Annotated in this window: 12 protein-coding genes; 11 read left to right on the top strand and 1 reads right to left on the bottom strand. The window is 42.0% G+C overall.

Annotated elements, in window-relative coordinates:
- Window positions 1–28: 28 nt before the first annotated feature.
- From DDV21_RS05800 to DDV21_RS05820, 5 genes are all read left to right on the top strand, one after another.
- Window positions 29–2,017, top strand: a complete 1,989-nt coding sequence (locus DDV21_RS05800; protein ID WP_116877199.1) for a BglG family transcription antiterminator — start codon at window positions 29–31, stop codon at window positions 2,015–2,017.
- A 4-nt stretch (window positions 2,018–2,021) separates the two neighbouring features.
- Window positions 2,022–2,336 carry a PTS cellobiose transporter subunit IIA gene (locus tag DDV21_RS05805; protein WP_116877198.1) on the top strand — a complete coding sequence of 105 codons (315 nt, stop codon included), beginning with the start codon at window positions 2,022–2,024 and terminating at the stop codon, window positions 2,334–2,336.
- A gap of 87 nt (window positions 2,337–2,423) precedes the next feature.
- The gene (locus DDV21_RS05810) at window positions 2,424–2,936 is read left to right on the top strand and encodes a hypothetical protein (RefSeq protein ID WP_116877197.1); all 513 of its coding nucleotides are present in this window, start codon (window positions 2,424–2,426) and stop codon (window positions 2,934–2,936) included.
- Window positions 2,937–2,978: 42 nt separating this feature from the next.
- Window positions 2,979–4,331 carry a PTS cellobiose transporter subunit IIC gene (celB, locus tag DDV21_RS05815; protein WP_116877196.1) on the top strand — a complete coding sequence of 451 codons (1,353 nt, stop codon included), beginning with the start codon at window positions 2,979–2,981 and terminating at the stop codon, window positions 4,329–4,331.
- A 497-nt stretch (window positions 4,332–4,828) separates the two neighbouring features.
- The gene (locus DDV21_RS05820) at window positions 4,829–5,917 is read left to right on the top strand and encodes a DUF871 domain-containing protein (RefSeq protein WP_116877195.1); all 1,089 of its coding nucleotides are present in this window, start codon (window positions 4,829–4,831) and stop codon (window positions 5,915–5,917) included.
- Window positions 5,918–5,920: 3 nt separating this feature from the next.
- Here the strand turns inward: DDV21_RS05820 and DDV21_RS05825 are convergent, their stop codons facing one another.
- The gene (locus DDV21_RS05825; protein WP_116877194.1) at window positions 5,921–6,799 is read right to left on the bottom strand and encodes a MurR/RpiR family transcriptional regulator; all 879 of its coding nucleotides are present in this window, start codon (window positions 6,797–6,799) and stop codon (window positions 5,921–5,923) included.
- Window positions 6,800–6,944: 145 nt separating this feature from the next.
- Between DDV21_RS05825 and DDV21_RS05830 the strand changes: the two genes are divergently transcribed.
- The 6 genes from DDV21_RS05830 to DDV21_RS05855 all read left to right on the top strand — a co-directional run bounded on the left by DDV21_RS05830 (window position 6,945) and on the right by DDV21_RS05855 (window position 12,979).
- Window positions 6,945–7,517, top strand: coding sequence for a sugar O-acetyltransferase (locus DDV21_RS05830; protein ID WP_181963474.1), 573 nt, complete (start codon window positions 6,945–6,947; stop codon window positions 7,515–7,517).
- A gap of 16 nt (window positions 7,518–7,533) precedes the next feature.
- A complete protein-coding gene (locus DDV21_RS05835; RefSeq protein ID WP_116877193.1) occupies window positions 7,534–8,550 on the top strand; it encodes a Gfo/Idh/MocA family oxidoreductase in 1,017 nt (338 codons plus the stop codon).
- Window positions 8,551–8,925: 375 nt separating this feature from the next.
- Window positions 8,926–10,359, top strand: coding sequence for a 6-phospho-beta-glucosidase (locus DDV21_RS05840; protein WP_116877192.1), 1,434 nt, complete (start codon window positions 8,926–8,928; stop codon window positions 10,357–10,359).
- A 74-nt stretch (window positions 10,360–10,433) separates the two neighbouring features.
- Window positions 10,434–11,294, top strand: coding sequence for an SDR family oxidoreductase (locus tag DDV21_RS05845; RefSeq protein ID WP_116877191.1), 861 nt, complete (start codon window positions 10,434–10,436; stop codon window positions 11,292–11,294).
- Window positions 11,295–11,485: 191 nt separating this feature from the next.
- Window positions 11,486–12,196, top strand: a complete 711-nt coding sequence (locus DDV21_RS05850; RefSeq protein WP_241964708.1) for a Cof-type HAD-IIB family hydrolase — start codon at window positions 11,486–11,488, stop codon at window positions 12,194–12,196.
- A 168-nt stretch (window positions 12,197–12,364) separates the two neighbouring features.
- A complete protein-coding gene (locus DDV21_RS05855) occupies window positions 12,365–12,979 on the top strand; it encodes an SGNH/GDSL hydrolase family protein (protein WP_116877190.1) in 615 nt (204 codons plus the stop codon).
- Window positions 12,980–12,991 lie beyond the last annotated feature (12 nt).

Below are 12,991 nucleotides of genomic sequence, written 5' to 3' on the forward strand. Positions count from 1 at the left end.
AGTCTTATCAAACTGTGAAGGTTATCATATGTTAAATAAAAGAGAAAGGCAAATTGTTCAGTATCTTGTAGAGAACAAGGAGCGTTTTACAACCAGCAAAGAGCTGGGCGAGTATCTTGATTGTTCAGACCGGACAGTTAGAACTTATTGCAAATCCATCATAGAAAAACTTGCTGACTATCAGGGAATAAGACTTATTTCCAAACAGGGGTACGGTTATCGTCTGGCTGTAGAAGATGAAAGTGTTCTAACTCATTTTTTGGAAGCCAATCATCTCTATAAAAGCAATTTATCCTATACTGAGACGGCTGACGCTGATGATCGCTATAATTATTTGCTCAATAAACTTCTTTTTGAACAGAATGAAATTTATTTTGACGATTTAATCAGTGAACTCTTTGTCAGCCGTTCCACTTTATCTAATGACTTTAAAAAAATCAGGCAGCGTTTCCTGCCCTATCATTTAAAAGTGGAAAGCAAGGCCAATAAAGGCGTTTTCGTCACAGGGACAGAGCGTGATAAAAGACGCTTTATCATGGATTACTTTATTGATTCTGGGTTTATCAGCAGTATGCATACCTACGTTGATAATGCTTTTTTGAATCAAGCCATTTCTTTTGAAGAATTATCCATTATCGTTATTGATGAATGCCGTGAAGCAGGGCTGAAACTGTCTGATTTTGTCATTCAGAATTTGATTATTCATATCGCTTTGGCTATTCGGCGGTTAGAGGCCGGTTTTTCGATTGCTAAAATGGAACAGTCAGAGCACTTTGCTGATTTGCCGGAGCATAAAGTGGCTTTGAGAATTTTAAAACGGGTTGCTAAAGCGGCTTCAATGACTTTTCCGTCAGAAGAAGTTGACTATATTACCCTGCATTTAATTTCTAAAAGTCACGGCAGCAGTAACATTTTTCCTAAAGATTCCTTGGCTCAGCTTCGTTTTGAGTTGATTCAGGCTTTGGAAGCAACTGATCTGCCTTTTAAAAATGATCCGCAGCTTCTTGAGGGGTTGCTGGCACACCTGTCAACGCTTTTGATTCGCCTCAGCGGTCAGATTTCTCTGGAAAATCCGTTACGGGAGGAGATTCAAGGACATTATCAAAAGAGTTACCAATTAGCAGAACAGCTGATGTCTGCGCTCCCTGTTTTTGCTGATTATGCATTGTCAAGAGATGAACTGTCCTATATCGCCCTGCATTTTATGGCAGCCAATGAACGTTATAAGGAACATCACAATAAATATAATATTCTGGTGATTTGTGCAACCGGTTTTGGCAGTGCCCAGATGCTTAAAAGCCGAATTGAAAATGAACTGGGCAGTCTTATCCACATTAAAGATGTGATTGGATATTATGAAATCAATGACAGTAAGCTGGAGGGAGTTGATTTCATTGTTTCGTCAATCGATTTATCCCACCTGCTTTTTAATATCCCTGTTTATACGGTGTCAATCTTTTTAAATGAAGACGAGGTCCAGATGCTCCGATACGAGATTGCCCATTTGGGTGATGCTCGGACAGTGTCTGAGAAGAGGCAGGAAAAGGACGGCTCCGACATTAGCCTGATTTTTGACCAGTATTTTTCTGACCGGTCTTTCCTTATTTTTCAAAATGGCAGCAAAGAAGGAGTGATTAGTAATCTTTTGGAAACGATGGCAGATGATGAAGATCCGGCCTATGTTCAGCGGATGCAGGAGCTGCTCAGACAAAGAGAAGCGATGTCATCGGTTGTTTTCAGTGATACTATCGCTGTTCCGCATCCGATTAAAGCCATTGCTAATCATCATCGGATCGGTCTGGCTGTTATCAGAGACGGCCTTGAGTGGAACGATGATTATCCGCATATTAAGTTTATTTTCCTGACATCTATGTCGATTCGCGATAATGAGGGCTTGACGGAGCTTGCTGCTGCTATTGTTGATTTAGTAGAACGTCCTGATTTACAGGAAGCGATGCTTGCCTGTGATTCGTTTGCACAATTTAAGACATTATTTTTAAAGATAAAAGAGAGGTAGAAGAATGAACCCAGAAGAATTGCAAGTAGCGGCTTTTGAGATTATTTTGAATTCGGGAAACGCCAGATCTATCGTCCACGAGGGTTTTGCTGCTATGCGGGAAGGCAATTTTGACTTGGCAGCGGAAAAGCTTGAGGAAGCTAATGAAGAGCTGCTTAAGGCGCATCAGGCACAAACCAATCTTTTACAGGAATATGCCGGCGGCACTGAAATTAAAATTGAAATTATCATGGTCCATGCCCAAGATCACTTGATGACAACGATGACTTTGAGGGAAGTGGCCTTAGAAATGCTGGAACTGTATAAAAAAGTGAAGTAAAGAGATGTGTATGCAGGAGTGTAAACGAAAGGCCCGTTGCTTTTAAAGCAGCTATCAGCTTTTGTTTATCAGTAAGGAGGATAATTTATGGCTGCTTTAACGGAAGCAGAAAAAAAGAAGATTGACGGACTGAGAAAGAAGAACAGTCTAAAAAGTATGTATTATACCAGATATTTTTTGATTCGTTACGTGGTTGCCTTTTTCTTTTTTGTCAACCTCTACTGGCTCTTGCTGCTGTCGCTGTCAGGCGCGGTGAGAGTAGCAGTATTGCCTCTTGCTTTAGCAGCCTGCGGTGCTGCATGCATGTGGGAGCAGTATCAGATGTATGCCGAAAAGCAAAAACCGGCGCGTATGACTTGGCTGTATTTCCAGCTTGTCATTATCATTAACGGTCTGCTTATCTTAGCTGTGTTCGTTAATCGCTATCATTATTTTTATCCTTTTCTGGCAGTCAGCAGCACCGTTCAGTTTTTATTGGCCGGGGTGCTTGCTGCCGGTATAGCATTAGCCGCATGGATGCTGGCCAAGATTAGGCGGATTAATCAGAAAAAGGATAAACAGTATTACCGCATTCAGCAGTATTTGGCTACTATTAAATAATAAGCAAACATATTTTTCATTTTTTAAAAAGGAGGTTCAATAATGAATAAATTGTTTGAATTCTTGGAGAAGTACCTGATGGGACCGATGGGTAAAGTATCGACTTACCGTCCTGTCCGGGCTATCGTTGCGGCTGGTATGGCCAGTATCCCATTTACCATCGTCGGCTCGATGTTCCTAGTACTGAGTGTTATTCCGCAGGCTTTTCCTTTGGATTTTATCAAGGATCTTTGGGCTAATTCTTTTGACAAGATTCAGCCTTTGTACCTACAGGCTTATAACTGTACCATGGGAATTCTGTCTCTTTATTTTGCCATTGTTATTGGTTATGAGTACACAAAGATTTATGCCGAAGAACAGGAAGAAAATGTGGATCCGGTTTATGGCGCTTTGCTGTCCGTGTTTGCTTATTTCTTAACCATTCCGCAATTGGTTGTTTCAAAGGGAGCTTTTGACTATCTCAATGTTGACGGAGAAACGATCAATGGTTGGACTATCGGCGGCAACAGTCTGGACCGCCTGTCAACTTCAGGTATGTTTACAGCTATCTTGATGGCTATTCTAGCTGTACAGCTCTATCGGCTGTGTGTTAACCGCAATTGGGTTGTGAAGATGCCGGAAGCTGTTCCTGAAGGGGTGTCCCGCTCCTTCTCCGCACTGATCCCTGCGGCTTTCGTTGCCTTTGTTTTGCTGATTATTGATAGTATTTTTATCATCCTTGGTACAGATATCTATAATGTTATTGCTATTCCGTTTGCCTTTGTCCGCAATATCACTAACAGCTGGATCGGTATCGTAATCATTTACCTGCTGGTTCATGCTCTGTGGATTGTCGGTATTCACGGTGCCAATATCGTTATGGGCTTGGTCAATCCGATTCTTTTGACCAATATGGCTGAAAATGTCAAAGGCGCTAATATTGCTTTTGCCGGCGAGTTTACTAATGCTTATGTTACTATCGGCGGTTCCGGTGCAACCTTGTTGCTCTGTGTTTGGCTGGCTCTTATGGCTAAATCTACTCAGCTTAAGGTGCTTGGAAGAGCAGCGATGGGACCTGCTATCTTTAATATTAATGAACCCTTGATTTTTGGTATCCCAATTGTTTATAATCCTATCTTGGTATTGCCATTTATCTTGGCTCCGATTGCAAGTGCTTCTGTTGGTTATTGGTCTGTTAAACTTGGCTTAGCTGGCTTGGCAACTGCGCAGACACCATGGCCAACCCCAATCGGCCTTGGTGCTTATGTAGGTGCCGCAGGAAGTGGTTTGGCCGGTAGTATCGGTGCTTTTCTAACGGCTATTGTCTGTGCTATTGTCGCCTTTATCATCTGGTATCCATTTATCAAGATGTATGATAACAAACTGCTTGCTGAAGAAGGCGCAGCTGAAGCTTAATATGTTTATGTGAGGCATCCTATAAAACGGGTGCCTTATTGTTTGAACTGAACACGGCTTAAAATCCTGATGAAAAAGATGCCTGCCAACGTGATGCAAGCATCTTGTTAAACGACCCTAGCCGTAGCTGACTGAAGGCTTTGCCGTCTTGACAGACGACCGCACCCTTCTAGTCATCTTGGCAGGGGTGCGTCTGCGAAATCAAAGATTTCGGACTTACCGCCATTTTCATATGGATTTTTTACCGGCCTTTGTGTCTTGTTGGAATTGAACACGGCCTAAAATCCTAGTGAAAAAGATGCCTGCCAACGTGATGCAAGCATCTTGTTAAACGACCCTAGCCGTAGCTGACTGAAGGCTTTGCCGTCTTGACAGACGACCTCACCCTTCTAGTCATCTTGGCAGGGGTGCGTCTGCGAAATCAAAGATTTCGGACTTACCGCCATTTTCATATGGATTTTTTACCGGCCTTTGTATCTTGTTATAAGGAGGGGGTTATGGGTGAACTTGGGGTTTCTATTTATCCATCAAAAACAGAGGCAGCAATCCTCAAAGATTATTTGACTGAAGCTGCCGAGATAGGCTACAGTAGGATATTTACATCGATGCTGGAGCTTACAGACAGCACTGAAGAGATGCTTGCACGTTTTAGGGAAGTGATTGCTTACGGCAATCGTCTGGGAATGAAAACATCTATTGATATCAATCCGCAGCTCTTTAACCAATTGGGTGTCAGTTATGAGGATTTAGCCTTTTTTAAAGACTTAGGTGTCTGGGCTTTGCGACTGGACCAGGGGTTTACGGGACTGGAAGAAGCAGAGATGTCACAAAATCCTTATGGGCTGATGATTGAGCTGAATATATCCCGAGGTCAGCACTATATTGATCAGGTAATGGATTTTTCTGCAGACAGCAGACACATAATCGGTTCCCATAATTTTTATCCTCAGCCCTATACAGGACTTGATTTTACTTATTTTACAGACTGTGCCGCCCAGTATAAGAATTACCATCTAAGGACAGCTGCTTTTATTGATTCTCCAAAAGGGACGGTGGGGCCTTGGCCTGTTGGAGATATGCTGGTTAGCACAGAAATACAGCGTAAGCTATCTCCAGCAGCGCAGGTTCAGCTCCTGAGATTAAGCCGGCTGATCGATGATATCTTTGTAGGCTCTTCTTTGTTGCCTGCGGCAGAACTGCAAGAGATTTATGACAGTTTTCATTCGCCTGTGCCGCAGTTAAAAGCAGAGCTGTCTCCTTCAGCCAGTGCTCTTGAAGAGGAAGTGATATTCAACAACAGACACCGTTACCGTGGTGATTACTCCGGCTTTATGATTCGTTCTTCTGACATGCGAACATTCTATAAAAATAGCATTTTCCCGCCTGCAGACTTCGGTGAAATAATTAGCAAAGGAGATATCACCATCTGCAACAGCCGCAGCGGTCAATATCAGGGGGAGCTCCAGATTGCTTTAAAAGAACGGCCGAATGACGGCAGTCAAAATTTTGTCGGAAAAATCACAGAAGACTACCTGCCAGTGCTTGATTTACTGCAGCCTTGGCAGTCATTTGAACTGATTCGGTGACAGCTAATCTTCATGAAGAATTTGTGAACTGGAGGTTCTTTCGAATTCAATAAAGCGTGCCGCCCTTTTTCGTAAATCAGCATTATGCTGATAATTGAGGGAAAAAATACAGGAATAGAGAAGATCGAGCAGATAAGTGATGGCTCTGTCTGTTGAAAAGGTGCCTATTTTAGAATAAAGTTTCTCCCGAGTTGCCAAATAAAGCCGGCAGTCAGCGCTTTGAGCAATCGCATTATCGCTGATGCTGGTAAGAGCAATGATAGGAATCTGCTGTCTTTTAAGGATACGGCAGGTATGTTTTAGCGAAACTGTTTCACCGGAATAGCTGATGATTAAAGCGCAGCTCTCTTTTTTAGCCAGAAAGGCTTTAAAAAGATGCTCTCCTTGCAGCTGGTGGATACGAACGTCTTTTTGGATACGTGATAGATTATGTGAAAATTCTTGGGCATTCAGAAGATTGTTGCTGGCAGCAAAAACATGAACCGTTTCAGCTCGATCGATAATGCTTACTGCCTTGCTGAGTGATGCCTGTTCTACTAAAGAAAGGGTATCGTCGATAGCTTCTTTTTCCAGATTAGCAATTTTGTGAGCGATAGATAGAAAGTCATCTTTAGCAGAGAAAGGATAATTAGCGTCAATATTTGAATTGTGCTTGTCGATGTAAGCAAGCTCGCTCAAAAAAGCTTTCTTAAAATCAACCCAGCCTTTGTAATCCAGTTTCTGGGCAAAACGTGTTAAAGCCGACTTAGAAGAGTAGGTTTCTTTGGCGATGTCTGCACTTGTCTTGTTTTCAATATGATAGCGCTCTTCCAACAGATACTCGGCAATATGCAATTCATTGGCTGAAAAAGGATAAAGTTCCATTTTTTCAATTAAAAACATGAGAGTCTCCTTTAAAACAGAGTTTTAAAATATAGGTGATTTAGATAAAAAATACTGAAATGGTGTTTTAAACTCTTTGGATTTTGATACTTTTATTATAACAAATGTTAAACTTAAAGCAGCAAAAGTAAGGAGGAGTGTGCAGGTGATGATGACAGAACTTGAGAAATTAAAGGCAGGATTGCCTTATGACTTTACAAGTCCGGAACTGGACGATATTAAACGCCGGGCTCTTAACAAATGTCAAACTTTAAATGCTGTTGATGTGCTAGAAGTGAGCAAAAGACAGGATGCCATCAGAGATTTATTCGGCTCTGCAGGAGATAATCCCAATGTTTTTCCGGTTTTTAATTGTGATAATGGAAAAAATATTCACGTTGGAAAACAGTTTTTGATGAATTATAATGGGACAATTTTGGATGTCGAAAAAGTTGAGATCGGTGATTATGTCATGATTGGACCCAATACGCTTATTTCAACTGTTAATCACCCGCTTTCTCCCAAAGGGCGACGTCAGAACTTGGGTATTGCTAAACCAATCAAAATAGGAAATGATGTTTGGATTGGAGGCAATGTAACAATTTTAGCGGGAGTCACTATTGGCAATAACGTTGTGGTTGCAGCAGGAGCTGTGGTCAATAAAGATGTTCCTGATAACAGTCTTGTAGGCGGTGTTCCAGCCAGAATTATTAAGACACTAGAAAATGATATTGATTAAAAAGGGGGAGAGTTCAATGCTCACAGCAGCCTTTATTGGCAACGGAAAAAGTACCAATCGCTACCATTTGCCGTTTATTTTGAAAACAAAAAAATTTCAAGTCAAAACGATTTTTTCTCCATCGGGTAAGAGTAATTGGCAAAAACTGGATGGCGTGAATTATACAAGCTCTATTAATGATATCTTAACAGATGATGGACTTGATCTGGTTATTATCACAACTCCGGCTGAATTTCATTATGAAAATGCTAAATTAGCTTTGGAACATGGGAAAAATGTTCTCTTAGAGAAGCCTTTTACAATGCTTGCAGCAGAAGCAAGGGACTTGTTTAATCTGGCAAAAGAGAAGGGTGTGTTTTTGCAGGCTTATCAAAACCGCCGCTTAGATTCTGATTTTTTAACCGTACAAAAAGTGATTGAAAGCGGTAAGCTGGGGGAACTGTTAGAGGTTGAGATGCATTATGACTATTTTCGTCCGGAAGTGCCTGAATCAATGAAGACTTTCTCACCTGCAGTGTCTTATCTGTATGGCCATGCCTGCCATACGGTTGATCAAGTTCTTTCATATTTCGGCAGTCCAGATCATATCCACTACGATGTACGCCAATTATTAGGCGATGGCAGGATGAATGACTATTTTGACCTTGATTTTTACTATGCCAATGCTCTGAAAGTTTCAATCAAATCGAGTTATTTCCGCATTAAAGCGCGTCCGAGCTTTGTTGTCTACGGTAAAAAGGGAATGTTCGTCAAAGAGACAAAGGATCGCCAGGAAGAAGATCTGAAACACTTTTATATGCCGGACCGTCCTGATTTTGGACTGGACTATCCGGAACATTACGGCAACCTGACCTATATAGATGAAGCGGGAACTTACCATGAGGAAAAAGTTGTTTCAGAGGTGGGCGACTACAGCCAGTTTTACGAAAAGATTTATCAGTCATTAGTAAATGGAGCTGACAAATTTGTTCAGGACAGTGAAACAATCAGGCTCATCGAAATTTTAGAAGAAGGGATTTCAGGGCTGAAGTGATGTGACAGCAGATAGCAAAATAGCTTTACGGTAAACGTAAGGTCTAAGTCGCTCTCGTTTTCTATCAGAATATGTTTTCAGCATGTACATGTTTTTTAAAAAGCAGAAAATAGCTTTATAAACGGAATACGGCCTAAGTGCTGTGAGAGTGCACAGGCAGCCCGAACTTGAAAGTTGAAAAGTGAAGGAACCTGTCATTTGAGGTTCTTTCATAAGGCTTAGCCAGCCGTAGACGTCTGAAGGCTTTGTCGTCTTAACGGCCGATTGCCCCCTTCTAGTCGTCCTGGCAGGGGTGCGTCTGCGAAATCAAAGATTTCGGACTTACCGCCTATTTTCTCTTTGCGGCCTTTATTTCTTGTTGAAAGGAGTTTTACAATGACTTTTCCAAAAGATTTTCTTTGGGGTGGCGCTTTAGCTGCCCATCAATTTGAAGGCGGTGTCCTTGAAACGTCAAAAGGACTTTCTGTCGCTGATGTGATGACTGCCGGAGCTCACGGAGTTCCCCGTGTTATTACTGATGGTATTGTTGAGGGGAACTATTATCCCAACCATGTCGGTATTGACTTTTACCATCATTATAAAGAAGACATCGCTATGTTTGCGGACTTAGGGTTCAAGTGTTTTCGAACCTCCATCGCATGGTCCCGCATCTTTCCAAATGGTGACGAAAAGGAGCCTAATGAAGAAGGTTTAGCTTTTTATGATGCTGTCTTTGATGAATTATTGAAATACGGAATCGAACCGGTCATCACCCTGTCTCACTTTGAAATGCCTTACCATCTAGCTAAGGAATACGGCGGCTTTATGAACCGCAAAACGATTGATTTTTTCCTTAATTTTGCCGAAAGTGTTTTTACACGCTACAAAGACAAAGTCAAATACTGGATGACATTCAATGAAATCAATAATCAAATGAATTATCGAAATGATATTTTCGGCTGGACCAACTCAGGTGTTCATTTTGGAAACTACGAAAACCCCGAAGAAGCCATGTATATCTGCGGCCATCATACTTTAGTAGCGTCTGCCAAGGCGGTTAAGCTTGGCAAAGCAATTAACCCGGAATTTAAGATTGGCAATATGATTGCCATGGTTCCCATTTATCCTTTTTCGGCTCGGCCGGCTGATCAGGTTTTAGCTCAGCAAATGATGCATGACCGCTGGTTTTTCTGCGATGTGCAAGTACGCGGCCATTACCCTAATTACACCTCAAAAATGTTTGAACGCAAAGGCTTCACCGTTGATATCACCGAAGAAGACAAACAGGCTTTAGCTGAAGGAACTGTTGATTATATCGGTTTCAGTTACTATATGAGCAATACCGTCGACTCAACAGCACATAAGGATATTTCTGAGGATACCAGCGGAGGCAATGAGCATTCTGTTACCAATCCTTTCATCAAGGAATCTGACTGGGGATGGGCTATTGATCCAGAAGGACTGCGCTATTCCTTAAATGCCTTTTATGAACGTTATGAGCTTCCGCTCTTCATTGTCGAGAATGGCTTTGGCGCTATTGATATCAAGGAAGATGACGGCTCGGTTCATGATCCTTACCGGATTGACTATCTGCGGGCTCATATCAAAGAAATGGAAAAAGCCATTGATGAAGACGGTGTTGAGCTCTGGGGCTACACACCTTGGGGCTGTATTGACTGCGTGTCATTCACAACCGGAGAAATGAAGAAGCGTTATGGCTTCATTTATGTGGATCGCAATAACGATGGTTCGGGAACACTGGAGCGCTCCCAAAAGGATTCCTATGCTTGGTATAAACAGGTGACCGCTTCAAACGGTAGAATAATTTAATCTCAATAACAGCAAAGCTGGGAGGAGGCTATTTGAATCTTTCCAGCTCTTTTGATAAGAAAGTGAGGAGAAAAATGGTTTCTGTCATTCAAAAAGGTAACGTTGCCGTTATCACAGGAGCAGCCGCTGGCATTGGTGCTGCTGCGGCCAAATATTTGTCACGGTCAGGGATGAAACTTGTTCTATTGGATAAAAACAAGTCTTCATTGGAAGAGATAGCTGGAGACCTTAAAACTGATTACCGTCTGATCGAAGGAGATGTGGCTGACCGTAAGACACTTCAGGCTTGTCATAATACAGCTTATGATGCTTTTGGACAGGTCAATCTTCTTTTTAATAATGCCGGCATTGGAAGGAAAGGAGGGCCTTGGACTAACCTTGAGAATTGGCGGCGGGTGATGGAAGTTAATCTTATGGCCATTGTAGAGACACAAGCTATTTTTATACCAAGTCTCCTTAAACAATCAAGTCCAGCAGCTGTTGTTAATTTAGGATCTAAAGAGGGGATAACGACACCTCCCGGCAATGCTGCTTATTCTGTATCTAAAGCGGGCGTTAAAGTTTTAACAGAGCAGCTGGCTCATGAACTCCGTCAATTGCCGAATCATCAGGTAACAGCTCATCTTTTGGTACCAGGCTACACTTGGACACTGATGAATTTCCCGAAAGCAGATTTTTCTAAACCGGAGACAAAGCCAGAGGCACCGTGGTATCCTGAACAGCTTATGGATTTCTTTGCAAAAGGATTGGAAAATAGCGATTTTTATATAATTGCCCTTGATAACGAAGTCACCAAAACAATGGACGATCGGCGTATGCGCTGGGCATCAGATGATTTAATTTATAACCGGCCGGCTTTATCGCGCTGGGATTCTCGCTATCAAGATGCTTTTGCGGATTGGCTGGCAAAAGGCGAGCTGCCAAAAGAGGAGTAGCAGAACATAATCTTTTCAGCGTGTAAAGACTTTGTTAAAAACTAGTGAAGACAGATTTTTCGTCTCTGCCTGTAAAGATATATCACACCTGTTTGATGGTTCTCTGCTTTTAAAACTGTGTTCTCTCGAAAAAAAGACAATCTGTCAAGAATAGTGTATACTGGTTTTGATTAGGAATTGTGAGGGAAATAATGACAGTTAAAGTGATAGCAACAGACATGGACGGTACGTTTTTAACAAACAGGAAAACTTATGATAAAGTACTGTTCGACCGGCTCTTTCGCCTTTGTCAGGAAAAGAATATTAAATTTGTCGCTGCCAGCGGCAATCAGTACCGGCAAATCATTCAGCAATTTCCTGACTGGAGCAGCCATATTGCAGTTATTGCAGAAAATGGCGGCCATATTGTGGCAAACGGCAGAACCTTGGTGGAAGAATTTGTAAAACCGGCTGCGGTTAACAAACTGATTGACTATGTAGAAGAGAATTATCCAGAAATGATTGTTAATTTGGCCGGCAAAAAATCGTCTTATATGCTGCAGACAACACCGACAGCTGTTAAAGAAGCTTTGCGTTACTATCTGCCAGCAATGCAGTATGTAGATGATCTGCATTCTGTTGCCGGCGATCATTTTTTTAAAGCCACTCTTCTTGTAGAAGAAGCACTGACTTTTACAATTCAAAGAGAAATCAACTCTCTATTTGCTGAAGAAGGTCTGCGGGCAACTTCCAGCGGTTTTGGCTGTTTGGATATTATTCCTTCTCACATCCATAAAGGTACAGGACTTGAGTATTTACTGAGCTATTGGGGGCTGACTGCCGAAAATCTGCTGGCTTTTGGCGATGGCGGCAACGATTTGGAAATGCTGCAATTGGCTAAGTATTCTTACTGCTGTGGCTAATGCGGCAGCAGAAGTGAAAGATACTGCTGCTTTTCAAGCGCCCTCTAATGAAGAGAATGGTGTACTGAAAGTGATGGCCGCTTATTTAATAGGTGAAGAAAGAGAGCGCCGCATCTAAAAGATCTGAGAGATGAAACAGCCGATTTAAGCAAGAGGAGATAGATTACAATGTTAGAAATGATCAGTCCGGAGCTAAGGGCCTATCAAGAGCAGAAAGTGGTACAGTTTAAGCAAAAAAATCCAAGAGAAGCAGAAAACGGAATAGTCTTTGTCGGAGATTCCCTTATTGATTTTTATCCGCTGAAGAAATGGCTGGGACGGGAACTTCCGCTGATTAACCGCGGGATTGCCGGAACAGATTCACAGTGGCTGTTAGACCATTTGGATATTCAGGTCAGGGATTTAAAACCCGCTAAAGTGTTTATGCTTATCGGGACAAATGATCTGGGACTAGGCCTTGAGCCTGCTGATATCGTAAAAAATATCTCTGCCATAACAGCCGAACTGAATGAAGCTCCTTATACCGAACAAATCTATGTGCTGTCGCTTTTGCCAGTTAATCAAAGTCAGAAATTTAAGCAGACTGTCAAACTTCGCAGCAATCAGGCAATCAAGGCTGTTAACGAAGCTCTGGCTGGTCTGCCTGTCAGTGCTTTCATTGATCTCTATCAGGATTTAACAGATGAGACCGGCAATCTCGCTGAACATTATACCAGAGACGGTCTGCATTTAACCCCAGCAGCTTACCAGCTGATTTCCAATAAAATAAAAAACTATCTTTAAATATTGTCAATA

Source organism: Streptococcus chenjunshii (genome assembly GCF_003086355.1).
GTDB classification, from domain to species: domain Bacteria; phylum Bacillota; class Bacilli; order Lactobacillales; family Streptococcaceae; genus Streptococcus; species Streptococcus chenjunshii.

Excerpts from the sequence above, each read along its gene's own strand:
- DDV21_RS05840 (WP_116877192.1), top strand. The coding sequence starts at position 8,926 with ATGACTTTTCCAAAAGATTTTCTTTGGGGTGGCGCTTTAGCTGCCCAT.
- DDV21_RS05825 (WP_116877194.1), bottom strand. The coding sequence starts at position 6,799 with ATGTTTTTAATTGAAAAAATGGAACTTTATCCTTTTTCAGCCAATGAA.
- DDV21_RS05845 (WP_116877191.1), top strand. The coding sequence starts at position 10,434 with ATGGTTTCTGTCATTCAAAAAGGTAACGTTGCCGTTATCACAGGAGCA.
- DDV21_RS05800 (WP_116877199.1), top strand. The coding sequence starts at position 29 with ATGTTAAATAAAAGAGAAAGGCAAATTGTTCAGTATCTTGTAGAGAAC.
- celB (WP_116877196.1), top strand. The coding sequence starts at position 2,979 with ATGAATAAATTGTTTGAATTCTTGGAGAAGTACCTGATGGGACCGATG.
- DDV21_RS05805 (WP_116877198.1), top strand. The coding sequence starts at position 2,022 with ATGAACCCAGAAGAATTGCAAGTAGCGGCTTTTGAGATTATTTTGAAT.
- DDV21_RS05820 (WP_116877195.1), top strand. The coding sequence starts at position 4,829 with ATGGGTGAACTTGGGGTTTCTATTTATCCATCAAAAACAGAGGCAGCA.
- DDV21_RS05855 (WP_116877190.1), top strand. The coding sequence starts at position 12,365 with ATGTTAGAAATGATCAGTCCGGAGCTAAGGGCCTATCAAGAGCAGAAA.
- DDV21_RS05850 (WP_241964708.1), top strand. The coding sequence starts at position 11,486 with ATGACAGTTAAAGTGATAGCAACAGACATGGACGGTACGTTTTTAACA.
- DDV21_RS05810 (WP_116877197.1), top strand. The coding sequence starts at position 2,424 with ATGGCTGCTTTAACGGAAGCAGAAAAAAAGAAGATTGACGGACTGAGA.
- DDV21_RS05835 (WP_116877193.1), top strand. The coding sequence starts at position 7,534 with ATGCTCACAGCAGCCTTTATTGGCAACGGAAAAAGTACCAATCGCTAC.